The following is a 26,202-nucleotide window of genomic DNA, read 5'->3' on the forward strand; positions in this document are numbered from 1 at the left end:
TTTTCAGCGCCCTTATGCATATTTGCTCAGCAGACGCTCAATGCCTTGCAGTGTAGATAGATGCTCCAGCACTAGATCGTCGTCCTCCATCGTAATATCAAGCTCATTTTCCAACTCTACAATTAATTCCACAGCGGATAAGGAATTCAGCCCCAAGGTTCGCAGATCCTGATCCGGAGTCAACTGTTCCAGCTCTCCCGGAGCCAGCTTCAAAACCTTTTCCAGCAAGGGTACTACATGGTATACATCTGTTTTCATTTTTGATTCCCTCCCATTTATGAGCATCCTAATCCAGCAATGATACCTTCCAATTTGTGCGCATAAGCATCAGCTTCCTGCCAGCTGTCTGCCAAAATAAGTGTGAAAATCCGGTTCACATAGCCCCGCTTCACAGGAATACCAGACAATGTACCCGCCGTATATACAAACACCCCTTCTGGACGTTCGGGCGTATAGAGCATGCCCTCCTCCGCGAGCAGCCCGCACAAGCGGCTGTAAGTGAGAGGTGTAGCGGTAACGTTGCGGTAATAACGGGATAATGTTTTATGCTGTTCTCCCAGGACGGATGACAGGAATGAAATATAGGTAGACAACGTAAACCTACCGTTAATCTCAATGACTGGAACCAGCAAACCTTCTTCGTCAACAAAACCGTCAATAGAGGCCATTCCTGTGTACCCAATGGAATAGAGATACGTACCCAGCTGGTAGGCGCAACGTCTCACTTCTTCCTCCAGCGCATCACCAATCTCAGCCGGCACTTGAGATCCGATATATACGGTGCCATCCACGTTTTGCCTTTTTAGCGAAAACATCGTCACACCGCCGCCCTCGTCAATGCAGAGCTGGTAGTTCAGATCCATCTGCTTATTGTGCCAGCGCTCCACCAGCCAGCCGCCGGAAGATGGCGACGAGCCGCCAAAGCGCCTCATCACACTCAGCAGCGTGTCCAGCTTGGACAGCTCGTCCAGCATATACATGCCTTGTCCTGAGGCACCGTGCGGCTGCTTGATAATCAGCTTCACAGGTCCATCCGATAAGTCAGCCAGTCTGGCACACTCCCTGCGGATCGCCGATTCGTCTGCACATACAGCGCCTTCGCTGACAGCAAAACCAAGCTTTTGCGCGGTCAGGCGGCTGAATATTTTATCATTCACCTGAGCACTGACCGCGGATGGAGCGCCGATCAGCTCCAGCCCGCAAAGCTCCGCGATCGCTTCCTCCTGCGGTGTGACCGCATAGGGAACGAGCCACGCTTTGACTCCGCCGCTGCTGTGGCCTGCATCTGCAACCGTACGCAGTCGTGCCAAAAGCGCCTCATCCGCCAGCACCAGCTCTGAAATCGGCGTTAGCGGATCAGAAGGCTCCGGCACCTCAATACGCGGCAGGCTAAAGCCCAACCGCTGAAGCATGTCCAGAAACGCCTCATCCGGCCGTTCCCGAAGTACAATGACATCCTGACTTCGACATAGCAGGAGATTCATTTCCTCCATCCGGTTTACGACTTGCTGTTCATCCCGATCTACCATGCCCCCCTTGCGGGGGGATGGATGCCACACTTGCTCTGCGCCGATATTAAACAGCCAAATCAGGACTCCATGGTCCCGTTCATGCGCAAGCGCTTCCACAAGGTTAATCGTTTTAGTCGTCACGTCTTGTCATCATCCCTCTCTCTTTCATCCAGTAACAAACAACATTCATAGAAAACTAAATGTATTTCAGAGAGCCTGCCCCGTGCAGATACAATACGCTGCATTTGGAGCACACCGGCGTCAATCCTTCATGATTGATCTTTTGACGAGTTTTCTCATACGCATCCGAGTTCCATATCTCCTTCAGACTATGCTCACGCATGCTTCCAATCGTGAACTCACTGAAAAATTTGCAAGGCATGACCTTCCCGTCCGGTAAAATATCTGTTCTGGAGGTGAGCGCCAAACAATGATTGGAACAACGGCTGACCATTTCCTCGCCATGTATAAATTTATCAATTTCCTCATAATCCAAACCGGGCTGATAGCGCACGCGAATGTTCCATACTCGCTCATTGATCCGCTGTAGTTCCTGCATCAGAGGATCGATGTTATCCGGGTTGATTTTATATTTGAAAGCATGCCAGCTACTAATATTTTGTTCTTCAAGTTGTCGGAGCCAGGAGAAATTACGTGTAAAATATTCATCCATTTTGAGGGAGGTTTCTTTGGAAATGTACCAGGGGAACGTCAGCAGCACCAGATCCAGCCTTTTGTCCTCCAGCATTTGCAGAAATTCGTACATCCGTCCGATCATGTTATCGTTAATGACCGCATGGACAGTTACCCGTCCCTTGTACAATCCCTGGTCGCGCAGTTCAATCAGCTTATTCATTTGCCGCATTGTTTTTTGAAAGGTGCCTTTACCGCGAATTAGATCGTGTTCTCTTTCAAAACCTTCAATCGCTATTAATAACTCCAGATTTTCGGACAAATCCAAAATCCGGTCCAAATATTTATCAATAAGTAATCCATTTGTACAAAAGGTCATTTCGCGCCGATCTTCCGCCAGCACGTCCAAAATTTCATCAAAACGCCGATGAAACATTGGTTCGCCGCCCCACATGTACAGTCTGGACTTGGCTTCCTTGGTTTCGCTCAAAATCTGCCGGAGCATGTCCGGAGCAAGATCCATGTTTTGTTCTTCTTTATCCATTTGGTGATGGTAGCCTTCCTCGTTCCATTCAAAGCAGTGTGTACATCTCAGGTTGCAGCGGTTGGTCAGCTTAATGCCGATCGTCTGGGGCATGTCCGTTTTGAAAGTAGGGTCCTGTGTGGCATTACGGTAAGATACAGAAGCGTTTTTCAGGTTACGCTTGATGAGCTTGAACGCTTTCTCATCAATCAGCACATTGCTTTTGGGCTGCATGCTAACACCTCGTTTAATGGATTTTCAGGCACATGTACCAAGCTGTACGTCAGACCGTCTCCATTCCCTCCAGGTGCGGCGCTTGTTCCGCATCGCTGATCCCCTGAATGTAGCTGCAAAACGCATCTACCGAGCTCAAATGCTCCAGCTCAAAGGAATCAAAATCAATCTCCACATCAAACGCATCCTCCACTTGCAGCATGAAATGAACCAACTGCAACGAATCCAGTCCGGCATCATGAATAATGTCCGAATGTCCATCCAGCTTAGCGACCAGTTCAGGATCTTCCTTGACCGCGCTGATCATTTCAATCACTTGGCTTTGCATAGCAAACTCCTCCTTGTGAATGAGATTCTATTCGTTCCGCTCAACGATGTACTCTGCAAAGCTCCTAGATAAATTCCTTCACTGGAACTTTATTCAATTATACTCCTCCAATGAAGAGACAAGTCAATAGGTTGTTTTGTAAGTAAAACTCGCAATATGTAAATTAATGTATGATAACTTCTACAATTTTCGCTGGCTATTTTTTCGCAAAATCTAATAAAAATTCTTCTCACATCTCTTGCATGAGCAGCAGAATTATTTTACAATACACATGAAAATGTTTTTCTTTATATTCTCCTTATATACGATACTTATTTTCACACAAACACTCTACAGCCAAAGGAGCACAGCTCATGACCCCCATTCTTCATACATTAGCCCATAGACTGGAGCAGCTTCCCGTACAGGAGCGCAAGCTGGCGGAATCCATCCTGCAATCCCCGGAAGATGTGTTGCACCTGGGTATTCGGGAGCTGTCAGAGCGTTGTGGTGTGAGTGCGGCGACGGTTACGCGGTTTTGCAAATCACTACATTTTAAAGGCTATCCCGATTTCAAAATGAAGCTGGCCGCCGAATTGTCCCATTCCAACCGTAATGGTGAAGAATCCTATCAGGATATTGTCGCCGGAAATTCACTTTCCCGAATCGTGCAGGCTATTCAGGCGAACCATACCGCATCCATTGCGGACACGACCCGACTGCTGGATTTCGACAAGCTGGAGCAGGCCATTGCATGGCTGTCAGCCACGAGCCGCATTGATCTCTATGGAATGGCGACATCGTCGATTGTGGCGCAGGATTTTTACCAGAAGCTCATCCGTATTGGCAAGAACAGCACTGCCTTTGCAGATTCACATATGCAGATTACCTCTGCCTCCTCGCTCGGAGCGGGAGATGTCGCCTTTGCCGTCTCTTATTCAGGGGAAACCCAGGAGACCATTGCAGCTCTACGCTGTGCAAAGGAACAGGGGGCCAAGACATTATCCTTGACCTCCTTCGGAAACAATACGCTGGCAGGCCTTGCGGATATTGCGCTATTTTCCTCCTCATTGGAAGAAGGAATGCGGCGTGGAGATATGGCCTCCCGCATCGCCCAGCTTCATATCATAGATATTCTGTTTACAGGTATGGTGAGCGCGGATTTTGACAAATATATTCCGAGATTGGAAGGTTCATATCAACAAGTGAGCAAGCTCAAAAAACAACCAGGGGGTCACTAAGATGAACATACGCATTTTGAACAGCCGTGAAGACCTGAACGCTACTGCCGCCGCTGTGATCGCCAGCTTGCTGCTATCCAAACCACAGGCTATGCTTGGCCTGGCCACCGGTAGTACACCGATTGGCATTTACCAACACCTTGCAGATATGTACCGCAAGGAACAGGTCAGTTTTGCACGCGCCTATTCCGTGAATCTTGATGAATATGTTGGTCTTCCCCCAGAACATCCGCAGAGCTATCGAAGCTTTATGAACGAGCACTTGTTCCAGCATATCGACATTCCCATGTCCCATACACGCATCCCTGACGGGAATGCACTAGACCTGGCAGCAGAATGTGCAGCGCACGAGCAGGCCATTCTGGATCATGGCCCCGTGGATCTGCAGTTGCTTGGCATTGGTCATAATGGGCATATCGGCTTTAACGAACCCGGTCACAGCTTGGCTGGAGCCACACATGTTGTAGATTTGAAAGAAAGTACGCGCTCGGCGAATGCTCGATTTTTTGGCGAAATAGATGCTGTACCCAGGCAAGCAGTTACGATGGGAGTAGGCACGATTCTTAAGGCCAAGCAAATTATACTAGTGGCTTTTGGTGCGGATAAGGCTGACATTATAAAGCAGGCTTTAACTGGACCTGTCACGACTGAGTGTCCGGCTTCCCTGCTGCAATGCCACCCCAACGTGCTTATTCTACTGGATCAGGAAGCAGAAGGATGGTTCAATTGAAGTCAGATGAAATGAGTGGTAACGTACCCCAGCTACTGTATGGGCAAGTTGTCGTTAGGAATGACATCATTGAAAAAGGGGTTGTCGTCATTGAGGGGCAATCCATTGTTTACGCTGGTTCCGAGGAAAATTTGCCCGCCGATTGGACATCGGTAGTCTTGGCAAATCAGGAAGAAAGCGCAGCGAAAACCGCAAACATTGTGCGTTTGGAAGGAGGTTATCTGCTGCCAGGCTTTATTGATATTCATGTTCACGGCGGTAACGGTGAGGACTTTATGGACTCCAGTCCAAAGGTGCTGGATACGATCACCTCCTTTCACGGTTCACAAGGAACGACGGCCATGCTGGCTACCACCATGACCGCGCCCAAGGAACAGATTGACCGAGTATTGAGTGAAGTTCACGCTTATATGGCACTACCTATGCCCTATGCTCAGTTGGAGGGCGTACATCTAGAAGGGCCGTTCATCAGTCCGAACTGGCCGGGAGCGCAAAACCCGGAACATATCGTGCCACCGAATCTCTCATGGGTGGCAGAATGGGAGCAGCGCTATCCAGGCCTTGTTCGCCAGCTCACGCTTGCGCCCGAACGGGAAGGAGCGTTGGAACTGATTGCATGGCTACGCAGCCATGGCATTACCGCGGCTCTCGGTCATACAGATGCTACGTATGAAGAGGTTGAACAGGCAGCGACGGCGGGGCTGAACCATGCAGTGCATGCGTTTAATGCTATGACTCCGCTGCATCATCGCAAGCCGGGAGCCGCTGGAGCCGTACTCGCTGATCCGCGCATTGAAGCAGAAATCATCGCGGACGGCATTCATGTGCATCCCGCCGCCATTTCCCTGCTCGCTAGGTTAAAGCAGGATCATAATCTCATTCTCATCACAGATGCCATGTCTGCTACTGGTCTGGAAGACGGGAAATATACGCTCGGCGATTTGCCGGTGATCGTGCAGGGCGGTGTAGCACGACTGGAGGATGGGGTCACTTTGGCAGGAAGCACACTAACGATGATTGAAGGCTTCCGCTATTTGGTTCAACATGTGGGTATGAGTATTCCTGCGGCATCACAAATGGCCAGCCTGAATCCGGCTCGATCCTTGCACATTGCTGATCGTACAGGTTCGCTTGAAGCAGGTAAACAAGCAGATATCCTGTTACTGGATGGAGACTTAAAGCTGCAAGGCGTATGGATTAAAGGATTGCGCAAATAATTCAGTTATAGTTATCATTCCCCAAAACTAAAGAGCTATCCACCAGCGTATTCGCTGAGATGGATAGCTCTTTCTTTGGCATTGTACACTTATAGGGTTTGAATTAGCGATGATTCATCGGTGCGGGCGTATGATTTTGTGGACGTGTCGGTGTTGTATTATCCATTGGGCGGTTTGTATCAGCCGCCGAAGTTGGGAATACACGTTCAATTACATCCACCATACCATTGCTCAAGCCTCTAATCGGATGACCATTTTGCACACTGTGTGTAAAGTCAGTGGCTTGTTTGACAAAGTCCGGGTTAGCGGATACATGTACCTGTTCAATCGAAGGTGCAAATTGCTTAACTTTATTCGCGATACGGCTCTTGACTGCATCACTTGGTTCATATGCAGTTCTTGCTCCCTCGATTGTGGTGTTTCCGTTATCTGTGCGATTGTTGTTGTCCGTTAAGCCACGCAACATACCGTACGAGCCTGTACCCATCGTACCGAACAAACCATCATCACGACGAGCAGGTGTTCCATTCCCGGTAAGTCCATTCCCGGTAACTCCATTGTCTGTCATTCCAGGCGTCGTAGTATCCGTAGTACGGTTCCCTCTAGTGCCATTAACGCCATTCACACTCGGTACATTACCGTTACGTCCAATACTATTAGCACTTGGAGTACCGTCAATGCTTGGAGCACCAACACCTGTTCCGTTGGCTTGGTCTTTCAAGGAAACGGCTACATAGGCATGTCGCTCACCGACCAGCACTGTCGCAGACTTTACATCCGGCATCTCAGATATACGTTTGGACAAATTGCGATCGACTTGCAGATTACGGACTGGATGTCCGGTTCGGTTGCCATTTTCATTCAATGACATCCCGTCCATACCATTGGACTTAACCCCATAACGATTCACACCATCCATACCATTACGGTTCACACCATCCATATGATGTGTGCTTTGCGCGTTATAGCGTGTACTGTTCGTACGAACGTTATGATCGGCATTTCCGCACCCGGTCAAAGCAGCCATACTGGCGAGTAAAGCAGCAGAAATCGTAAAACTGATGACCTTCTTAGTTCCTGGCATGAACTCATCCTCCATACATTATAAAATGTGTGACGAGATTATCATGCGCTATGAATCATAGGGATATCCTGACTAAAAAATGACTAAAAAAATAAAATTTTAATGTAAATATGAAATACAATTGATGATTTACCACAAGATGGCATGTATAATAAGCTTGAAAAATACTTTATTTTACAAAGGAGGATTTTCAGTTTGAAAAAGATCACCGTTTTGATGCTCATTTTTTTGTTATCAGTTACTCTTGTCCCCGTTGGCGCTTTTGCAGGCTCCACTACCCCCCAACCCCCGAAAGATCCCGCCGGAAGCTGGGCAGAAGGCCCACCACCTAATCGCGTTGATCCTGCCAAACCTGCATTATTATTCGTACATGGTTTGAACAGTAGCGCTGAAGTCTGGACCAAAAATAATAACGACATGCTTCATCGCGCACGTGACGCCGGATACCAGACGGCCACCATTAATCTGTACGATACAAATGGTACATCCCAGGATATGTGGGACAATGGTAAGCTTTTAGCCGACAAAATCAAGGTCATCAGTAATCACTTTGGAAAAAAGCTCATTGTTATCGCCCACAGCAAAGGTGGAGTGGATACTCAAACCGCTCTCGTATATAACGGAGCTGCTCCTTATGTTCAACGTGTCATCACCCTCAGCAGTCCCCATCATGGCTCACAACTTGCAGATCTCGCCTACAGCAGCTGGGCCGGATGGCTGGCAGACATCGTCGGCTCACAAAATCCCGGTACCTCCACTTTACAAACATCTTATATGAAGTATTTCCGATCCAAGACCGATGCACTCAGCAACGCGACTACAATTCCATTCTTCACGTTTGCTGGTGATAACTGGTCTGACGGCACTGCTTCCTACATACTCGGCGGACTTTACCTCTCAACTTTTGGTAAAAATGATGGGGTGGTCACAGTCGACAACGCTAAGCTCCCCGGCGGACGTGTAGTTAAAATCGGATCTTGGGATCATGCCAAGGTTCGTACCGGTTCTTACGTCTTCTCCCTGATCCAACCCTACCTCCAAGCGAACACTCCAGCATTGAATCAGGAAACTGAAACACTTTCAGCATCTTCCCTGACTGCTTCTGCTGTACAATCCACCTATAGCGAGATCGATAATTCTTACTTTATCCGAGGCGGCGATTATAATGGAAAAGCCTCAGAAACCCTCACTGTTGAAAATGGTGTCAAATCCATTGATCTGGACTGGATCAGCGATAAACGTGTGAGTAAGCTGGAACTAACCAAGCCTGACGGTACCAGTGAAATTATTAATCTGAAAGCAGGCTATGATGACGATATTTTTGCTGGTGCCTGGCATCATAACGCCGTCATTCAAAATCCAAAACCGGGCACCTATAAACTGAACGTCACAGTTCCTGATCAAGGAGCATATCTCCTGATTGCACGTTACCAGGCTGTTCAAGTTCCAGAGCTGAAATACAATCTGAATGCAGTGGGCCCGAAGCTAAACCTGAAACCACAGGATTCCCCGGACAGCGTTACACAAGTTACCTACCAAGTTCAATATTATGGTGATCCGCAGCAAGGAGTCACTTCTGCCTCCAAAGGTTTGACGGTACAGCAAAAAACCGTTAACCCTACCGGACAAATAGAGCTATCCAAAGCGGACAAGCCCGGCATTTATTCTGTAACCTATGAAATTAGCGGCACCACAGAGGCAGGTTATCCGTACCGTCGCACAGCTGTTCAATCCATCTATATTGATGCTGACGGCAATAAGTATGTTGACTAAATAAATCTACAACCTAAAAAGCCTGCGAACCCCTACATATATGGGGCGTTTGCAGGCTATTATTCATTACAAAACTTCTTGATAGTGGTAATACTTTGAAAACCCATTCGTTGTGTTCAATTCGTTGTCTGATTCCTCAGCTTATGAAGCCAATAGTAGCGGTGAAAATCCATAATAAAATGAAAAAGAACAAATGCCAGCATGGAGTATACACTGATCAATACTGTGGCAACTAATTGTTGTGTCGCGAATCCGAGGGAAACATTAGCTATCAGATAACCTGCCCCAGTAAATGTTGCGATAGTTACTACAGGTGTTCTCTTGCTTTTTTCCTTAAACTTTGGTTTCTTCTTATGATGTGAAGGATCTTTGAATTTCGCCAAATTATATTTTATAAAGTAATACAAGGCGACTCCATAAAGGGCAAAGGAACCTATAAAATACCATGAAGTATCCAGACCCAACATGCCATAAGCAAACTTTTGTGTCATGATCATGAAGCCCATAGAACAAATCAAACCAAATACACCACGGAATAAAATGTAATTCAACTGCAATTTGCGTGGCAGGATGACCAGTACAAGGGCCCATATGTTTATCATAACAATCGGTGGCAACAATACATAAACGTAAACTGCAATGTATGGATTCCCCACTAAGGGGATAACCAGAAACAGATCTAACAGTAATAAAACAAGAATGATGACATTGGAACGAATACTGTTGACTGGGTACATCTTCATACTTTTCTCAAAAGAAGCCCTGTTATCACTCATAAACTTATAAGCCCTCCGTTAAATAAGTAAACCTATGGATAAGGATAGCCAAGGCTATATCCATTGTCCACTTTTCTATGGAACTGTTTTAACTCTTGTCGCAGTTCTTCTATAAAATCAGTCACAATGCTTTGGACAGCATCTTCACGGGACATACGAATATACCGACTGGTCTTTTGAATGTCTTCCTCGAACAATTGAAGTATCCTATACATGGCCTCCTGATCTCCACTTCGTACTAATTTTAACAATTGGACGAACTCAGCATCCGAAATAACTCTTTGAGCATTTTCTTTTTCCATTTATTCACCGCCTGTTGGGATAGCTTTAACTCTTTTGCAATCTGTGCTTCGGTTTTGTCTAGTATGTAAAGGTCAAAGATGATCATTTTTCCGATCTCAGAAGATAGAGAGTTGATAAGCTGTAGTGTGTACATATTAGAGTTTGAAGATTCTGTAAAAGATGGGGCGCTGACGGCTTCGTTTTTTTCCATTACAAATTCATGATTGGTTTGTACCCGAGCACGATACTGGATTCTCCAAGCAATGCGGTACAGCTTCTTTCGATATTGTTCCACCAATGTTAGCTGAGACTTATCCATTGTAAATCACCCTTTCTCTTTGGATTTGACTTTTTCTAAATCCTCATACTATAGGGTAATTTGCAAACCTATTTTACAACCAAAACAGAACATTTGTTCTTATTTATTATACTATTTTTACATGCAGTTGTATATGGTTCTTTTAATTTACCTTCCTTTATATATGGCTAAAAAGGAGGGAATACATTGCAAATGGATGATGCTCTTTCTATGGTTACCAACGTAGGCTTTCCGGCTGGACTTTGTTTTATTTTGTTGCGACACATCCTGCACACGATGGAGGAAAAGCTGGATAAGCTGGATCTCTCACTTCATGAGCTGATTCAGGTTATCCAAGATTTAAACGACACTAACAGCTCTTCTTCCAAAAGCAGCAAACCTGACGAATAACGAACACAAAGAAGCTCCAGACGACGATCATCCGCCGTTGGAGCCTCTTTGTGCGCTAATTTAATTTCTAATGATTATTTTCCAGTCTGAGCTTGGTCGTGGCCATTCTGCTCAGCACGATTCACATCAGATACTGACAGACCATAAGCCCAGTTACTTTGTGGCGGTACAACCCATACGGTATCTGGATCATCGCTAAGCGTCCAGCCCTGATAGACCAAATGGGAATCATCCTTACCCAGCGATATGCTCAGCGTAAAGCGGTGTACCGGTTTGTTCAGCTCAGAGGCTTTGCGCAAGGCCTGACTGCTAGCCAGGTTTTTGATTTGCTGCGAGAGAGAAGTCGCCGTGTCGCTGGCTACTGACTTTCCGTTCAGCGTCCAAGATGTGGAAGTACTGTCTCCGGTTCCGCCGTTACCAGAGGATTTGAGCATCCATGAAGCATTTTGGCCTTCCCACTCTATTCCGCTCAGCTTGGTATCGTCCCAATCGAACGGCGTTGTATCTATAAAATCCTCAGCACCCAGCAACAACCCTGAAAGTGTATCTATAGGTACAGAAGCTATCTCTTTTTTGTCTGATAATACATAAACAGCATCTCCGGAAGGCAACGTTTCACCGAAGGCAAAGGTACGAACGTCACCCTTCTTGGTCTTAATCTCAATCTGATCATAGGTAGCGCTGATCCCATATTTGGCTACGTCTGTAGGAGAAGATTCCACTACTTCACCCAACTTTACATTTTGAATCGCCGCTAGCCAATTGTCTATTGTATATTGGTTTAGCGGGTAAGTCCGTGGTTTGCTCATACTCCATTGGCCATCATGTTGATCAAGTTCCACCGACTTGCCGTCCTTTCCAGTGATCGCGAAAGACGTAATATCCCCTTGCGTAAGCTGAACCAGCTGGCGAGCCGCCGGCGCTTGTTCACGAAAGAAGTTTTGGCTCTTTGCATAGATTATACCCGCTCCCAATACAACTAACAGCAGCACTGTGGGTATCCATTTTCTCATGCTCTTCTTCGCCTCCACCATAATAAGATTCCGATGACCGCGAACAGCAACGGCAACCCGATGACAGATATGGTCAATATCGTTTTCGCTTGTGCAGGAGTCAAGTAAGCTACCTTATAATCCTGCTCCTGACGAGGACGAATGGTGAGCCCATCAGAGTGTTCCTGCACATAATTCAGACTGTTCAGCACAAAGTCTCGATTGCCTCCTGTGCTGATCTCAGTGTCGCTTAGAAGGGCAGACGTTCCGAGAATAACGGCTTTGGGTTTGCCGTCTTTCCCTTCTACCGCATAACCGAGATCCAGCGGCCCTTGCGGGTCCTTGTCATCCTTCTGCGTTTCGTTGTTCAGCAGCCCTTGGATATTCGTTTCACCATAGCTGGCTGCAGAGGATTTCATCAAAAGCGTCGTCTTCCAATTCTTCTGCTCTCCTGCCTGCAAGGCAATAGACAATGAAAGAACCGGGTACAGATTGGAGGCCGCCAACTTATCGGTGATCGCATGACTGCCGAAGGTAGGAACCGTCCATAGAGGTCCAAGTGTATTCGTCTGTTCCTGATCCACCACGATGGCATGAGTGTCCTTCACTCCATAATCAGCTGCTAATGCATCAAGGTTTTTCCAATCGGACCCCATGTTCGGGTGAAAGCCTAGTGCCATAAAAAGCTTTCCGCCATCATTCAGATACGTACGAATACTTTTCAGTTCCGTTGGACTGATATCACGTTCTGGTCCGACAATAGCCAATACAGACGCATCTTTGGGCACGCTACCCGCCTGATTAAGCTGAACTTCCTCTGTTTTCACATTATCTTGTGAAAGTGAGCTGCTTAACTCAGTCATTTGGGACAATGGGATTTCCTCATGTCCAGTAAGAAAGACCACTTTCCCTTGACGGGTAGATGATAATCCCAGCAGTCCACTAGTCAGCTTTTCTTCCCCGGTAAATTGGTATGCCCCTTCACCACTCCCCTGAGCTTGCGTAAATAGACTCCCAATATCTATAACCCGCTTCTTCTCCCCCTGCACCAACACAATAGATGCTGAAGTAACACCATATTGCTTGGCCAGTATCGGTTCCTGATTCAGATCGTATTGCTCGACCTTGAGCTTGTTGTTACGCTTGGCATATTCATTCAGCATATCCGTAACATCCCGGTTCAGCTTCTGATTTTGCGAGGTGGATACGGTAAAGGCAATCAATCGTACGTCTTCCTTTACACCCTGGATGGTCGTCAATGTTTGGTCAGACAGCGTATACTGCTTGCCTGCCGTCAGATCCAGTTGAAAGCCACCCAGCGAACGCAGAAATAACGTCAATAAAATAAAAATTCCTACAGCAGCAATCGATAGTACCACACTATTGGTATGACCCAGCCATTTTTTCATATTCATTACCTCCACCGTTTCCGTTCAACCACTTGGATGCTGAATAGCAAAAAGAGCACCGCCACCGTCACGTAGTACATCACATCGGCTCCATTCAGCAATCCTTTGGTGAAACTGTCAAACCGTGCGGTTAGTGAAAAAGGTTCCAGCCATTGCTGTACCGCCGCAGATGCACCCGTCTGTCCACCAAACGAATCCAGCATCCAGAACACAAGTAAAATAATAAAACTGACGACCGCTGACATCATCTGATGCTGTGAAAGCGTCGAAGCGAATAAGCCGATCGCCATCATGGCTGCCCCAAGCATAAATAGACCGATCACAGATGTTAATACCAGCGTCCAATCCAGCGACCCATAAAAGGACATCACGACCGGATACGCTAGACTGCACAGCACTAATATGAGCAACATACCCAGCGAAGCCAAAAATTTACCCACGATCATTTCCGTCACACTCACAGGTGAGGTAAGCAGCAGTTCATCGGTACCTTGCCTGAATTCCTCCGCAACCAGCCTCATCGTGAGTAATGGGACGACGAACACCAGCATGGACAAGGTGTCACCGAGTACCAGCCGATAGTCCAGAATGCTAGGCTGATACATAACAAAATTTGTATAAAAAAGTAACCCCGTCAGCAGCATGTACACTGCAAGCGCAAAATAGGTCGTTGGTGTCCACAGATAGGCTTGCAGCTCTTTTTGACAGACCGCGAACAAACGCCTCATGACCGATTACCTCCTGTATCCTTATCTTCTTCAGCCTTATCGTCGCCGGACGCAGCATCTCCATGCTCCACCGTGATAGCCGTAGGGGCTGCATTCTCCGAGGAATGTAGGTCTTGTACTGCTGGATCGCTGACCTGACCTTCTTCCGTCTCGCGGGTCGTTAACTGCTGGAAGATATTTTCCAAGCTAAGGCTTTCTTTTTTCATCTCCAAAATCGGAAGCTTCGCATCAGACAGCACATAAAATAGTTCTTCGCGAAAATCCTCACCGGAGGCTCCTGTGAGTAGCAATCCGGTCATATCTGGCTCTGCGGCAGTCAGCTTCGTGTTCGCTGGAGGCAGCGTGGTCGCCATAGATTCAACCTCTACTTTTCCCCAAGTACGCAGGACATCCAGCACCTGCTCACGCTTGCCTTTAACCTCTACCTTCACCTTGAATCCATCTTCCATCGAACCGCCGAGCGCGTCAGGGCGCCCATCCATGACCAGTTTCCCTTCATGAATGATGAGAACACGATTGCATAACGCATCCACCTCAGGCAATATATGCGTGCTAAGCAATACCGTATGATTTTCGCCAATCTCCTGAATGAGCTGACGAATCTCCAAAATCTGATTGGGGTCCAAACCCGAGGTCGGTTCATCCAGCACCAGTAAATCCGGGTTATGAATAATCGCACCTGCCAGTCCCAAGCGCTGTTTATACCCTTTGGACAAACTGCGGACTAATTGTTTTTCCCGCCCATTCAGTCCTAGCCTGGAAATCATCTCTGAAATGCGCAACTTCTGTTCTCTCGCAGGCACGTCACGAATACTAGCTACAAACTTCAAATAGGATCTTACGGACATGTCCTCATACAAAGGGGGAGTCTCCGGCAGATAACCGATTTTGGAACGGGCCTGTCTGCCCTTATCCTGAATCGGGATACCATCAATCGTAATCACTCCCTCATTGGGTTGAAGATATCCTGTAATCATGCGCATCGTCGTCGTTTTTCCCGCACCATTCGGCCCCAGGAAACCAACAATTTCACCGCGCTGCATTTCAAAATCAAGCTTATGTACACCCCGGTTGCCCTCATACCACTTGCTCACCTGCTGCACTTTGAGCACATGTTCCACCCTTTCTTTTATCGTAATCTTCTCCCTGCTGCTCCCCTACTTCCCTCCCACCTAAAATGTTGCATGAGTAGCGGGTAGCAGCGAAGCGGAGGATTTGAAGTTGGAGAAGCGCCAGCGATGAGGAAGCTCAAAGCCTTCGCGAAGCGGTAGCGGTCTCCTCGCACCTCATGCTACACTTTTAAATTCTAATGATAATCCCCCACATATAACTCCAGCTTAACGTCACTTAAATAGAAGCTTAAAATAATGTGTCTGAAATGTGAACATGAAATTACACATCTACCCTCGGAAACTTGTACGGTTCGCTAAGGTATGGATTCGCATCTACTATCATTACAACGTGTGAAGGGAGTGTATAAAAGCGATGAGTGTATTGTTTACCAATCTAGTTTCTAACGGCGACTTCGAGATCGGATCAACCCTTTTTTGGAGCTCTGTCAATGTGACTGTCACTAACTTATCTGTAAAAAAGACAAACTTTTATAGTGCGATTCTGGCAGGAGGCGCAGTAGATGCATCTCTTTCCCAGGTCGTTTTTGCTGCACCAGGCGAAAGCTATACGTTAAGCCTTTCAGCTGCAAAAATAGGAAGCCTGTCCAGTCCTCAAGTTAACATTTTTCTGTATTACTATGACGCAACTTTTAGCTTCCTTGGCACGGGGCTAACTACCTATTTGAGCGCAGGCACATTGCCAGACGCTGTGAATGGGACATGGCAAAGCCTATACGAAGTAACAGCTCCTGTACCAGCCAACGCAGCCTTTGCCTTTTTGATTATTAGTAAAAATGCCTTGGCTAACACCGCTGATGTAGCTATTGATGCCGTTGCTCTTGTTAAAGCAAGTGCAGCTGGAGCTGTGGGTCCAGCCGGACCTGCCGGCCCAACTGGTGCTACAGGCGCTAGTGGCGCTACAGGTGCTACGGGGCCCGCGGGTGCCACAGGCGCCACGGGCATTGGCGGACCTGTCGGGCCTACTGGCGCTACGGGCGACACTGGCGTTACTGGACCTGTCGGGCCTACGGGTGCTACGGGTGACACTGGCGTTACTGGACCTGTCGGGCCTACGGGTGCTACGGGCGACACTGGCGTTACTGGACCTGTCGGGCCTACGGGTGCTACGGGTGACACTGGTGTTACTGGACCTGTCGGACCTACGGGTGCTACGGGTGACACTGGCGTTACTGGACCTGTCGGACCTACGGGAGCCACGGGGGACACTGGTGTTACCGGACCTGTCGGACCTACGGGTGCTACGGGCGACACTGGCGTTACTGGACCTGTCGGACCTACGGGAGCCACGGGGGACACTGGTGTTACCGGACCTGTCGGACCTACGGGTGACACAGGTGTTACCGGACCTGTCGGACCTACGGGTGCCACGGGTGTTACCGGACCTGTTGGGCCTACAGGCGCCACGGGGGACACTGGTGCTACCGGACCTGCTGGACCAATCGGGCCGATTGGCGACACAGGACCGATTGGACCTACAGGGCCAACGGGGCCGTTTGGCCTTGGATTTACAGGTCCAATTGGACCTACCGGACCTACAGGTGCTACAGGCGACACTGGCGCTACTGGACCTGTTGGACCTACCGGTGCCACTGGCGACACTGGCGCTACTGGACCTGTTGGACCTACCGGTGCCACTGGCGACACTGGCGCTACTGGACCGATTGGACCTACGGGTGATACTGGACCGATTGGACCTACAGGACCTACGGGGCCAACTGGACCGACTGGACCTACGGGGCCAACTGGACCGACTGGACCTACCGGACTCTAACCTCCTATTATTACCACATCGTAGATTTCAAACGATATACCATACCTTATCGACAAAGCCGCACAGCATGTTAAGGCTTTGTCATCCTTGCCCTGCCGCGATTGTGGCAGGGCTTCTATAAATCAAACCCCTTTTAAATCAAACTTTATGTTTGACCTGAACCCTCAGATGGTTCCCAAAGGAGTGATGCTCAATTGATCAGTATCAGCCTGTGCATGATCGTCAAAAATGACCAAAATACTATTGGCCGTTGCCTGGAATCGGTCCATCCTATTGTGGATGAAATCAACATCGTGGACACAGGTTCACAGGATCGGACCATTGACATATGTCGCAACTTTACGGATCGAATTTTTCCATTTGAATGGGTAGATCATTTTGCCCTTGCACGTAACTATTCGTTTGAGCAAGCTACGCAGGAGTACATTCTCTGGCTTGATGCCGATGATATTTTGAAGGAGCAGGATGCCGTCAAGCTGCTTGAGCTGAAGCAAACCCTTGATTCCTCAGCGGTACCAACCGTCGATTCCGTGTCTATGAATTATCATTATGGCTTTGATGATCATGGCAATGTCACCCTACATTTTCGCCGAAACCGCTTGATCAGAAGGTCAGCCGGATTCCGTTGGCACGGAGCCGTGCATGAGTACCTCGCCGTAGACGGGAATATTCAACATGCCGATATCGCCATAACTCACACCCGAACACATACAGTCTCTCCAGGAAGAAATCTGCGGATTTATGAGAAGTTGCTCGCCCAAGGTCATGCCTTCTCTCCTCGTGACCTCTACTATTACGCTAACGAGTTAAGAGATAATGAAAGATATGAGCAGGCCGTGCTGGCTTACCAGAATTTTCTGGATACCGGGCAGTGCTGGGTAGAGGATGCGATTAGTGCATGTAGCAAAATGGCCGACTGTCTGCAACAACTTGGCAAGCTGGAGCAAAGTATTACCGCGGCTCTCCATAGTTTGACCTTCGATACGCCCAGGGCAGATCTATGCTGTCGGATAGGTCATTATTTTTTGCATAAAAATGAGATCTCCAAAGCTATTTATTGGTACGACATGGCTACCACTCTGAATCCTCCCGACACGATGGGCCCAGTACAGGACGCGTATCAAACGTGGTTTCCTCATATCCAGCTATGCATTTGCCATTTTCGGATGAAGGATTACACACGTGCGAATTGGCACAACGAACAAGCTGCAATGTACGTTCCCAACGACCCGCATGTCCTGCATAATCGGCAATTTTTCAGCTCAATCCTGAATCCTCCCCAATAGAGATGTCTCCCATACTCACCCCTCAATCTTTAAGTAAGTCAAAGGAGGAGCAAGCGGAATGCAACAATCGAATCGGTACAAGATAGCTGTCTATGCCATTAGCAAAAATGAAGCCCGATTCGCCAAGCGCTGGATGCACACCATGCGTGAAGCCGATGTTGTCATTGTAGCGGACACCGGCTCTACAGACGATACTGTTTCCCTGCTACGCGAAGCGGGTGCAAAGGTGCATCGTATCGAGGTAACTCCTTGGCGTTTTGACAAGGCTCGCAATGAGTCCCTACGGCTGGTCCCTGACGAGATAGATATTTGTGTCTGTACGGATCTGGACGAAGTCTGGGAGGAAGGTTGGCGGTCGCGGCTGGAACGTAATTGGAAGGAAGGAACTACCCGGATGCTATATGCCTTTACGCATGGACAGCCCGGGCAAGATACCGGTTATACATGGTTCTGGAAAGAAAAAATACACACTCGTCACGGTTACCGCTGGGTACGCCCGGTTCACGAGGTGCTTGAATATATTGGAGAGGGTGAAGAACGTAGCATTCGATCCGATCAGCTCCGCTTGTATCATGATCCCGATCCGCACAAATCCCGCAGCCAATACCTTCCGCTGCTGGAGCAGTCTGTGCGCGAGTTTCCCGAGGATGACCGCAACATGCATTACTTGGGGCGAGAATACATGTATCATGGCCGTTGGGATGAGTGCATTACTACACTGCAACAACATCTTGCCATGCCGCAGGCACGCTGGGCAGATGAACGCAGCGCTTCGATGCGCTTTATTTCTAGAGCCTATAAAGCAAGTGAACAATGGCAGGAGGCAACACGTTGGTTATACCGGGCTATTGCGGAAGCGCCGTATTTACGTGAACCTTACACGGAAATGGCCCAGCTGGCTTATCATACGCGGAACTGGCCTGCCGTCTATCATATGGTTGAAGAAGCGCTGCGAATTTCAACACGACCGGATACGTACATGCAAGAGGGATTTTGCTGGGACGCTACACTGTATGATCTCGGTGCCCTCGCTTGCTACGAGTTAGGCCTTTTACACAAAGCTTGTGAATTTGCGAGAGAAGCAACAGAGCACGCCCCGGAAGATCCTCGCCTTAGCCATAATTATGCGCTAATTCAATCCAGGCTTCCATAGAAACCCACACCCCGTCCTGTGGGTTGAATAACTTGGTATTAGAGCTTGTGGTTGGCAAAGGAGGTTATTGAGATCAAAGTTCTATTTACTTTTTATATACCCAGCGGAGGCGTGGAAACCTTGAACCGTCAACGCTGTAAAGCGCTCATTCAGGACGGGATTGAATGTCATCTTCTCTATTATCAGCACGGTACAGGGATGCAAAACCTGTACGGCGATATCCCGGTGTTCATGACTTCCTCCGAAGAAGAAATTCGAATGCTGATAATGACGCATCGCTATGATGCCATCATCGTCTCATCGGATTATCCTATGCTCCCCAGACTGCGAATGTTGGGTTATCAGGGGAAATTAATCTATGAATCGCAAGGCTTTGGCCCACAGGAGGAAGCGGCATGGGTAGTCGCGGATGCGGCTCCGTATCTTCAAAATTACGCCGATGCAGTACTCCTACCAGATACGACTCATTTAGTGAATCTTTTCTCCACCATGTGTCCGTGGCTTAATCGCTACGTGTTTCCCAATGTACTGGATACCCGCGTATTTAATTATGTACCTAATACTCCTCCGGCTAGTCCGGTCATTGCATGGGTTGGGCGGTTGGAGCCCAACAAGAACTGGAGGCATTTTGTCGATATTTCTTACTGGATGCTACAAAATCGTGCGGATCTTCGGATTTGGATGTTTTATGATGACACATTGTCACAGCCAGAGGATAAAATACAATTCGAAAAAATGCTTACTCAGCTCGGCATGTCCTCAGTAATCGAGCGTTTTCAAAGCGTGCCTCATGCCAAAATGCCTCTGTATTATTCCATGATTGGCGACTCAGGTGGCTACCTGCTGTCGACTTCGCTGGTGGAGGGATTTGGCTATGCGGTAGCTGAGGCGATGGCCTGTCGTTGCCCGGTATTAAGCTCTGATTCAGACGGAGTACGGGCATTCATTGACCACAACGAAACTGGTAAATTTTATCAGCAGGGAGACATCTTACAGGCGATATTGCAAGGTCTAGACCTGATGAACAACGTACCTCAACGCGAATCTATCCGCCAGAAGGGGCTGGCACGGATCGTCAGCCTGTTGGCACCGGATAAATATGTGCGCTCCTTCCGGCAGATGATGAACACGCTGGGTGTGAGGTAACTAAAAAACAGCTGACGACAACCCTTTTTATACACGGGCCATCGTCAGCTTTAACTTGCCTTTTTATTATTGAATATTGGAATCTATCTAATCTTTAGTAAGCGGTCTCCTGCATGAATATCCTTGGAATTTTCAACTAAGATATCCGTGTACACGGCTGTATTGGTTACAATGACGGATGTGGTAATATCATATCCTTCATCCTCTATAGCTTTGGGATCGAATTCAACCAGCTTGTCCCCTTTTTGAATTGTATCCCCTTCAGACACAAAGGAAGTGAAATGTTTTCCTTTCAAGCTGACCGTATTAATTCCAATGTGAATGAGGAGTTCAACTCCATCCTCAGAAATAAGCCCGATGGCATGCTTTGTTTTGAAAACGGTAACAACAGTTCCGTTAAATGGAGCATAGGCTACTCCTTCTTTCGGAATAATTGCGGCCCCCTGGCCCATCGCACCGCTGGAAAAAGCTTCATCTTTTACTGCGGTTAAAGGAATCAATTCACCGTGTAGAGGACTGAATACCGCTTTTTCTTCCTCTTTGTTTTCATCTGCAACCTTAATTTCAGACGCAGGTTTTGCATTTTTATAACCGAAAAGATAGGTCAGAATAAATGCAACTACAAAAGCGACAACCAAAGATATAATAAAGCCGATGAAGCCTGCATCCATGCCTTTTGGATTAATGAATAGAGGTATACCAAAAATGCCGCCTGAAGCAAATCCATATGCCGTTGAGCCGAGTAAACCTGCTGCAGCTCCTCCTATACCTCCAGCGATCGAGGCTAAAATAAACGGTTTTTTGGCGGGTAGCGTAACCCCGTAAATAGCTGGTTCAGTAACCCCCATCAAACCCGCAATGGTGGCAGAAGTGGCGATGGGTTTTAATTTAGGGTCCCGTGATTTCAAAGCGATGGCAAATGCCGCACCTGTTTGGGCAAACGTCGTACAGAATAGCATACCGTTAATTGGATCAAACCCGTTCGTGACTACATTATTCAGGAGAATTGGAATGAATGCCCAATGCAGACCGAAGATAATGATGCCCTGCCAGAACCCGGCCAGAACGAGACCAGCTACAGCCGGACTTAACTGATAAATCCACATGGAGCCTTTGGCTAACCCATCGCTGATTATAGTTGCGATCGGTCCGACAACCAGAAAAACAAGCGGTGATATGATGACCAAGGTCAGAAAAGGCACCATGAACATTTTAATGGAGGCAGGTGCAAACTTACTTATCATTTTTTCGACCTTTGCTGCCAAGAACGCTCCAATAATGATAGGTATAACAGAAGAAGTATAATTAATCAGAACGACAGGTATGGTCAAAAAGGACAGCGCCGTTTTATCCGTAAAGGCGGAAGTAATGGTCGGGTACACCATCGCTGCTCCCAAAACGGCAGACAGATACGGGTTTCCTCCAAATTTTTTACCTGCCGAAAACCCTAGAATAACCGGAAAGAAATAAAACATTGCGTCTGCTGTCGCATATAAAATTTTATACGTGCCCATCTGATCAGTCATCCAGCCCAGGGATGTGCATAAGGCCAATAGTCCTTTTAGAATCCCCACAGCAGCGAGCACACCCACAACGGGCATAAACACACCTGAAATTACATCGACAAATCGGCTGAATAGGCTCGCTTTTTCATTCTTTTGATCATCTTCAACCATTTGATCTCCATGCTTTACTCCTATGGTATCCAAAAGAGCTTCATAAACTTTGGGAACCTCATTCCCGATGACCACCTGAAATTGGCCACCACTTTCCACGACGGTAATGACACCGTCAATCTGCTTGATCTTTTCTTTATCTGGTAATTGATTATCCTTCAATTTGAATCTCAATCGAGTGACACAGTGAATGACACTGTTCACATTTTCATTTCCGCCCACGGCACTCCATACTTCTTTGGCTGTTTTTTTATGATCCATCATGTTCACTCCTTCTTGGATGCGCTTTCTATTCTATTCGTAGTAGTCGGATGTGCAATAACTGCGACAATTACGGCACTTATTCCGCCTGCAAGTTTACCCACGATCATGGCAATCACCATATTCTTGTCCATTCCTGCTACAAAGCCAAGATGTCCCCCCAGAACGAAAGATCCACTGACAGCAAAAGCAATACTAATCACTTTGCCTCTGGGCTCCATCTCTTTGACTAAAGTGAACGTAGGAATGTTATGAGCAAGACTAGCCACAAGACCCGCAGTAGTCGATGGATCTATGCTTAGCAAACGTCCTGCCCGTTGAAGCGGATTTTTAAATATTTTTGTAATCCAAGCAACCAACGGAAACGCACCAGCCAATACAATAGCAATCGTTCCAACCGTTTGCACACCGACAGACAACGGAGCCATATTGGGAATAATAACAAATCCAGTTAAGGTTTCGACCCCAATCGCTGCCAAACCGACAAGGGATAGAAGCCTAATGCCGTTACCAAACCACTTGAACAATCGGATCGTAAGCTCCGTAAATAGACGTAAACCCAGCATAATGATTATTGAAAGAAGCATGGGAATAATCAGATTTTTTAAAATCATTATCACGTCAAAACCAGCGGTTATTCCCCCTATGAAACAACCAACGGGAATTGTACTAATACCGATCAAGATACCTTTTGCAAAATATGGATGATCCTCTTTTTCCAAAATGCCGAGGGCAACCGGAATCGTAAATACGAGCGTTGGGCCAAACATGGTCCCTAGAAAAACCCAGGAAAACACGCCCGCTTGCTGGCTGTGCGCCATTTCCGCCGCAAGTGCGTATCCTCCCATATCTACCGCCAATATCGTATTAGCAAAGGATGCCGGATCGGCACCTATTGCCACATATAACGGTGAAACAATGGGAATCAACCATGAGGCGAGTACAGGAGCCAAGGAAACAATTCCTATCATGACCAAAGCAAGAGAACCCATGGTCATGAGCCCATTGTTGAAGGCTTGTCCCAATCCCCAGCGATTTCCCAAGCACTGATCCAATGCACCTAGCACTAAAAAAAAAGCAATAACATACATCACAATATCGTTAATGGACATCCTGTTGCCTCTTAATACACATGAACTTTATGATTTTCTGCGCTGTCATAGGTGTCGAATACAAGCTGAAGTGTCTTGATATTGTCGTGACCACTCGTTTGAAATTCTTTTCCCGTGTTGAGACAATCTATAAAATGAGCCTGTAGCTTTTTATGGCTTTCCTCATAGTTTAATTCAGTCTTTTCAATCAATACTTTTTCGACTCCCTGATTATTAATGAGACATAATTTACCTGTGTTATACAGTTTTAGGGTGGCCTCCTCGCCTTCAATCACCAGCTGTTCTTTATGATCGGGAAGGACCTGCTCTGGAAGCTGCCCATTCAGTTCCCTACGAGTCGCCCAGCTCATGTCCATAAGACCAAAATAATGTTCATAACCTAACATGATAATGCCCGTGTCTTCTCCCTGTGTGTATGGGCTGACCCGCTTGGTTTCCGCATACAAACGCTGAGGTTCACCGAATAAGAAACGCCAAGTATCCAGCCAATGAACTCCCATTTCATAAAACAAGAGCTTGGGCATATCTCTGAAAAATGGCTGCGGCAGCTCTTTTTCCGGAGCAAACCTTGGCGAATAAAAATCGGTATGCGTATAACGTATAACATTCATATTCCCAACGATATTCTCTGCCAGCAACTTTTTTATAATTTGAAAAGGTTCAAGCCAACGCCAATTTTCCGTCACCATAAGTCTGACTCCTGCGGCTTCAGCAATACCTACAATCTGCTCAGCTTCTTCAACAGAACGTGCAAAAGGTTTTTGGCACATAATATGTTTTCCGGCTGCGGCCGCCAGTCTAACCAGTTCCAAATGCGTCTCAGGAGGTGTAATGATGTCCACGACATCAATATCCGCTTCGCTTAGCATCTCCTCCAGACTGGTATAACAATATTCAGTAGGTACATGGAATTGGGCTGCTTTTTCAAAAAGTAAGCCTTTATTTTGATCACAAAATCCTTTGATTTCTGCATCCGAGATAAACTGCCATGCTTTTATATGTTTTTCCGACCAATATCCCGTTCCAATAACGCCGATTTTCCACATGTTGCTCACTCCATCCACATTCTTCTCTGTTTTTATTTCGTTCCGATGATGACAACATCACTTTCAAAGCTGTGCATGTCTAGCACCGATTGATCCTTTTGGACGGACACGTCGGTTTGGGCAAACCGCTTCCCGTCTAAATCAATCGTTGTAAACTTGTAATCCTGCACGTTGATACTTAGTCGTACCTTCGTGTTAAATGGGACATACAAGATCATGGAATTCTCGTTCCCCGCAGCTCTGATTTCCTCTGTCTTGTTTAAAACAATATCCAATGGCTTTACGCCAATAAGGTTATACATTTCAAACAAATATTTAATAAAGGAATAATCCCATGCACCTTCAAATCGCAATGCTGTTCTCCAATCATAGGGACTATCGAATCCTTCCCCTTCTACAATGCCGAATTTCTTTCCTTTTTTGTGCCAGCTCCAAATCCCATGCGCCCCGTAGGTAATTCCCGCTCCCCCGCCTGCAAGGAGGCTTTGCCATGCTGCTTTTCTGGCATCCAGTGCAGTGTATCTGCCATACACATTGCGGCTATAACTAATTTGTTCATAACATGGCTCCCCATTAATGACAGGCCGTATATCCGGCTTATGGTAGAAATGTTGAGCAATCTCATGGCCCACATGCTGAAACTCGGAGTTATGTCCTGATTGATACATATAGAATCCAAGACCCTGGTGTTTCTCAAAGGCTGGAGGAATTTCCCTCAATCTCCCTTGAATGTGCAGCGTGGTTAAGCTTGTCGGGCTTAATTGTTGTACAATATCCAGTGCTTTTAGATAATAGGAATTGGCACGTTCGGTCGGAAAATCACTATCCCCGCTGATCAGAAAAATAGGATCAAATGGAGAAAAACGGTTTACGACGTACGTTACATAGGGTTCAACGCATTCAAACGGCATTTTATTACCCTTTTGGAACATTTCAGCCCATGTATCCGGCACATAGTTACACCACAATAGAACCAGGGCCGGAACAAATCCACGCTCTACAGCCATTTTCAACATGATTTCTGCTCGGTCAAAATAAGCTTCGTTTAATGTATGGTAATCGAAATCCCCATTTTCCAGTAATGCAAACGGCTGTAGATTCAGATCCGATTCACTTGCGTCCCATTGTCGGAGCATGTTGATTTGCAACACATTGAAACCCTGCATCTTCCGATAATCAAGATAATCGCTCCACTCCTCTATCGTCGCGTTGGTAAATACACTCCAAACCGTATCTGCCAAATAAAAAAAAGGTTTTTCCTCTTTTGTAAAATTTCTTTGATTTTCAGCCATGTTTAAACTCAAATAAATCACCGTTCCTCTCTTGCTCTATTCACAAAATTCTCTAAACAAAACTAAATAAAAAACTAAATTTATATGATCATTTCGCAAAATAAACTAAATTAAAGCGCTTTACACTTGAATATTAACACTATAAATCATAAATGGTCAACAAATTTTTATTTTTAT

24 protein-coding genes and 1 pseudogene are annotated in these 26,202 nt (G+C 46.9%); 9 read left to right on the forward strand and 16 right to left on the reverse strand.

Annotation, left to right across the window (positions count from 1 at the left end; genetic code table 11):
• Positions 1-12: 12 nt before the first annotated feature.
• The 4 genes from T3H97_RS20320 to T3H97_RS20335 are packed head-to-tail and all read right to left on the reverse strand — an operon-like array spanning position 13 to position 3,229.
• Positions 13-258, reverse strand: coding sequence for an acyl carrier protein (locus T3H97_RS20320; protein WP_013311710.1), 246 nt, complete (start codon positions 256-258; stop codon positions 13-15).
• 17 nt (positions 259-275) lie between these two features.
• On the reverse strand, positions 276-1,652 hold the full coding sequence (locus tag T3H97_RS20325) for a preATP grasp domain-containing protein (protein ID WP_328800705.1): 1,377 nt from the start codon (positions 1,650-1,652) through the stop codon (positions 276-278).
• Between the two features lie 55 nt (positions 1,653-1,707).
• Entirely contained in the window at positions 1,708-2,901 is a 1,194-nt protein-coding gene (locus tag T3H97_RS20330; RefSeq protein ID WP_328800706.1) for a radical SAM/SPASM domain-containing protein, read from the reverse strand.
• Between the two features lie 49 nt (positions 2,902-2,950).
• Positions 2,951-3,229, reverse strand: a complete 279-nt coding sequence (locus tag T3H97_RS20335) for an acyl carrier protein (protein WP_013311713.1) — start codon at positions 3,227-3,229, stop codon at positions 2,951-2,953.
• A 353-nt stretch (positions 3,230-3,582) separates the two neighbouring features.
• On the opposite strand from T3H97_RS20335, the gene T3H97_RS20340 reads away from it, so the two are divergent.
• Genes T3H97_RS20340 through nagA form a run of 3 tightly spaced genes read left to right on the forward strand, consistent with a single transcriptional unit; the run spans position 3,583 to position 6,396 of the window.
• Positions 3,583-4,449 carry a MurR/RpiR family transcriptional regulator gene (locus T3H97_RS20340; protein WP_328800707.1) on the forward strand — a complete coding sequence of 289 codons (867 nt, stop codon included), beginning with the start codon at positions 3,583-3,585 and terminating at the stop codon, positions 4,447-4,449.
• Between the two features lies 1 nt (position 4,450).
• Positions 4,451-5,179, forward strand: a complete 729-nt coding sequence (nagB, locus tag T3H97_RS20345; protein ID WP_328800708.1) for a glucosamine-6-phosphate deaminase — start codon at positions 4,451-4,453, stop codon at positions 5,177-5,179.
• Positions 5,176-6,396, forward strand: a complete 1,221-nt coding sequence (gene nagA / locus T3H97_RS20350; RefSeq protein ID WP_328802858.1) for an N-acetylglucosamine-6-phosphate deacetylase — start codon at positions 5,176-5,178, stop codon at positions 6,394-6,396. Before nagB ends, nagA begins: the two co-directional genes overlap by 4 nt.
• Positions 6,397-6,499: 103 nt before the next feature.
• Here nagA and T3H97_RS20355 read toward each other — a convergent pair whose 3' ends face one another.
• Entirely contained in the window at positions 6,500-7,480 is a 981-nt protein-coding gene (locus T3H97_RS20355) for a YhcN/YlaJ family sporulation lipoprotein (protein WP_328800709.1), read from the reverse strand.
• 195 nt (positions 7,481-7,675) lie between these two features.
• Here T3H97_RS20355 and T3H97_RS20360 point away from each other — a divergent pair, with 195 nt between their 5' ends.
• On the forward strand, positions 7,676-9,253 hold the full coding sequence (locus T3H97_RS20360; RefSeq protein ID WP_328800710.1) for an esterase/lipase family protein: 1,578 nt from the start codon (positions 7,676-7,678) through the stop codon (positions 9,251-9,253).
• A 116-nt stretch (positions 9,254-9,369) separates the two neighbouring features.
• On the opposite strand, the gene T3H97_RS20365 is transcribed toward T3H97_RS20360, so the two are convergent.
• The 3 genes from T3H97_RS20365 to T3H97_RS20375 are packed head-to-tail and all read right to left on the reverse strand — an operon-like array spanning position 9,370 to position 10,630.
• A complete protein-coding gene (locus T3H97_RS20365; RefSeq protein WP_328800711.1) occupies positions 9,370-10,029 on the reverse strand; it encodes a hypothetical protein in 660 nt (219 codons plus the stop codon).
• A 32-nt stretch (positions 10,030-10,061) separates the two neighbouring features.
• Positions 10,062-10,331 carry a helix-turn-helix domain-containing protein gene (locus tag T3H97_RS20370; protein WP_328800712.1) on the reverse strand — a complete coding sequence of 90 codons (270 nt, stop codon included), beginning with the start codon at positions 10,329-10,331 and terminating at the stop codon, positions 10,062-10,064.
• Positions 10,274-10,630: a hypothetical protein gene (locus T3H97_RS20375; protein ID WP_025719486.1), complete on the reverse strand. Its 357-nt coding sequence runs from the start codon at positions 10,628-10,630 to the stop codon at positions 10,274-10,276. The genes T3H97_RS20370 and T3H97_RS20375 overlap by 58 nt, the downstream gene beginning before the upstream one ends.
• Before the next feature lie 192 nt (positions 10,631-10,822).
• Between T3H97_RS20375 and T3H97_RS20380 the strand changes: the two genes are divergently transcribed.
• Entirely contained in the window at positions 10,823-11,020 is a 198-nt protein-coding gene (locus T3H97_RS20380; RefSeq protein ID WP_272640938.1) for a hypothetical protein, read from the forward strand.
• A gap of 74 nt (positions 11,021-11,094) precedes the next feature.
• On the opposite strand, the gene T3H97_RS20385 is transcribed toward T3H97_RS20380, so the two are convergent.
• The 4 genes from T3H97_RS20385 to T3H97_RS20400 are packed head-to-tail and all read right to left on the reverse strand — an operon-like array spanning position 11,095 to position 15,261.
• Positions 11,095-12,033, reverse strand: coding sequence for a DUF4340 domain-containing protein (locus T3H97_RS20385; protein WP_328800713.1), 939 nt, complete (start codon positions 12,031-12,033; stop codon positions 11,095-11,097).
• Positions 12,030-13,421, reverse strand: coding sequence for a GldG family protein (locus tag T3H97_RS20390; RefSeq protein ID WP_328800714.1), 1,392 nt, complete (start codon positions 13,419-13,421; stop codon positions 12,030-12,032). Before T3H97_RS20390 ends, T3H97_RS20385 begins: the two co-directional genes overlap by 4 nt.
• Before the next feature lie 5 nt (positions 13,422-13,426).
• Positions 13,427-14,149 (reverse strand): ABC transporter permease, encoded by a 723-nt coding sequence (locus T3H97_RS20395; RefSeq protein ID WP_029518315.1) that lies wholly within the window; start codon positions 14,147-14,149, stop codon positions 13,427-13,429.
• Positions 14,146-15,261 carry an ABC transporter ATP-binding protein gene (locus T3H97_RS20400; protein WP_328800715.1) on the reverse strand — a complete coding sequence of 372 codons (1,116 nt, stop codon included), beginning with the start codon at positions 15,259-15,261 and terminating at the stop codon, positions 14,146-14,148. The genes T3H97_RS20395 and T3H97_RS20400 overlap by 4 nt, the downstream gene beginning before the upstream one ends.
• Positions 15,262-15,634: 373 nt before the next feature.
• Between T3H97_RS20400 and T3H97_RS20405 the strand changes: the two are divergent.
• The 4 genes and pseudogenes from T3H97_RS20405 to T3H97_RS20420 all read left to right on the forward strand — a co-directional run.
• Positions 15,635-17,047 (forward strand): annotated as a pseudogene (locus tag T3H97_RS20405) (NTTRR-F1 domain); the annotation flags it as partial.
• A gap of 200 nt (positions 17,048-17,247) precedes the next feature.
• Complete coding sequence (locus T3H97_RS20410) at positions 17,248-18,339, forward strand: glycosyltransferase (RefSeq protein ID WP_311079646.1); 1,092 nt, start codon at positions 17,248-17,250, stop codon at positions 18,337-18,339.
• A 58-nt stretch (positions 18,340-18,397) separates the two neighbouring features.
• Positions 18,398-19,492, forward strand: coding sequence for a tetratricopeptide repeat-containing glycosyltransferase (locus T3H97_RS20415; RefSeq protein ID WP_250240201.1), 1,095 nt, complete (start codon positions 18,398-18,400; stop codon positions 19,490-19,492).
• Between the two features lie 51 nt (positions 19,493-19,543).
• The gene (locus tag T3H97_RS20420; protein WP_328800717.1) at positions 19,544-20,638 is read left to right on the forward strand and encodes a glycosyltransferase family 4 protein; all 1,095 of its coding nucleotides are present in this window, start codon (positions 19,544-19,546) and stop codon (positions 20,636-20,638) included.
• Between the two features lie 83 nt (positions 20,639-20,721).
• Here the strand turns inward: T3H97_RS20420 and T3H97_RS20425 are convergent, their stop codons facing one another.
• The 4 genes from T3H97_RS20425 to T3H97_RS20440 are packed head-to-tail and all read right to left on the reverse strand — an operon-like array spanning position 20,722 to position 26,046.
• On the reverse strand, positions 20,722-22,575 hold the full coding sequence (locus tag T3H97_RS20425) for a beta-glucoside-specific PTS transporter subunit IIABC (RefSeq protein ID WP_328802859.1): 1,854 nt from the start codon (positions 22,573-22,575) through the stop codon (positions 20,722-20,724).
• 5 nt (positions 22,576-22,580) lie between these two features.
• Entirely contained in the window at positions 22,581-23,687 is a 1,107-nt protein-coding gene (eutH, locus tag T3H97_RS20430; protein WP_328800718.1) for an ethanolamine utilization protein EutH, read from the reverse strand.
• A gap of 11 nt (positions 23,688-23,698) precedes the next feature.
• Positions 23,699-24,733 carry a Gfo/Idh/MocA family protein gene (locus T3H97_RS20435; protein ID WP_328800719.1) on the reverse strand — a complete coding sequence of 345 codons (1,035 nt, stop codon included), beginning with the start codon at positions 24,731-24,733 and terminating at the stop codon, positions 23,699-23,701.
• Between the two features lie 32 nt (positions 24,734-24,765).
• Positions 24,766-26,046 carry a glycoside hydrolase family 140 protein gene (locus tag T3H97_RS20440; RefSeq protein ID WP_328800720.1) on the reverse strand — a complete coding sequence of 427 codons (1,281 nt, stop codon included), beginning with the start codon at positions 26,044-26,046 and terminating at the stop codon, positions 24,766-24,768.
• Positions 26,047-26,202: the final 156 nt, after the last annotated feature.

The sequence above is a fragment of the Paenibacillus sp. LX16 genome, from assembly GCF_036252815.1.
GTDB lineage: Bacteria > Bacillota > Bacilli > Paenibacillales > Paenibacillaceae > Paenibacillus > Paenibacillus polymyxa_B.

Coding starts and splice junctions, on each gene's coding strand:
- T3H97_RS20320 (WP_013311710.1), bottom strand. CDS start 258: ATGAAAACAGATGTATACCATGTAGTACCCTTGCTGGAAAAGGTTTTG.
- T3H97_RS20330 (WP_328800706.1), bottom strand. CDS start 2,901: ATGCAGCCCAAAAGCAATGTGCTGATTGATGAGAAAGCGTTCAAGCTC.
- T3H97_RS20335 (WP_013311713.1), bottom strand. CDS start 3,229: ATGCAAAGCCAAGTGATTGAAATGATCAGCGCGGTCAAGGAAGATCCT.
- T3H97_RS20340 (WP_328800707.1), top strand. CDS start 3,583: ATGACCCCCATTCTTCATACATTAGCCCATAGACTGGAGCAGCTTCCC.
- nagB (WP_328800708.1), top strand. CDS start 4,451: ATGAACATACGCATTTTGAACAGCCGTGAAGACCTGAACGCTACTGCC.
- T3H97_RS20355 (WP_328800709.1), bottom strand. CDS start 7,480: ATGCCAGGAACTAAGAAGGTCATCAGTTTTACGATTTCTGCTGCTTTA.
- T3H97_RS20365 (WP_328800711.1), bottom strand. CDS start 10,029: ATGAGTGATAACAGGGCTTCTTTTGAGAAAAGTATGAAGATGTACCCA.
- T3H97_RS20370 (WP_328800712.1), bottom strand. CDS start 10,331: ATGGAAAAAGAAAATGCTCAAAGAGTTATTTCGGATGCTGAGTTCGTC.
- T3H97_RS20375 (WP_025719486.1), bottom strand. CDS start 10,630: ATGGATAAGTCTCAGCTAACATTGGTGGAACAATATCGAAAGAAGCTG.
- T3H97_RS20380 (WP_272640938.1), top strand. CDS start 10,823: ATGGATGATGCTCTTTCTATGGTTACCAACGTAGGCTTTCCGGCTGGA.
- T3H97_RS20385 (WP_328800713.1), bottom strand. CDS start 12,033: ATGAGAAAATGGATACCCACAGTGCTGCTGTTAGTTGTATTGGGAGCG.
- T3H97_RS20390 (WP_328800714.1), bottom strand. CDS start 13,421: ATGAAAAAATGGCTGGGTCATACCAATAGTGTGGTACTATCGATTGCT.
- T3H97_RS20395 (WP_029518315.1), bottom strand. CDS start 14,149: ATGAGGCGTTTGTTCGCGGTCTGTCAAAAAGAGCTGCAAGCCTATCTG.
- T3H97_RS20415 (WP_250240201.1), top strand. CDS start 18,398: ATGCAACAATCGAATCGGTACAAGATAGCTGTCTATGCCATTAGCAAA.
- T3H97_RS20425 (WP_328802859.1), bottom strand. CDS start 22,575: ATGGATCATAAAAAAACAGCCAAAGAAGTATGGAGTGCCGTGGGCGGA.
- eutH (WP_328800718.1), bottom strand. CDS start 23,687: ATGTCCATTAACGATATTGTGATGTATGTTATTGCTTTTTTTTTAGTG.
- T3H97_RS20435 (WP_328800719.1), bottom strand. CDS start 24,733: ATGTGGAAAATCGGCGTTATTGGAACGGGATATTGGTCGGAAAAACAT.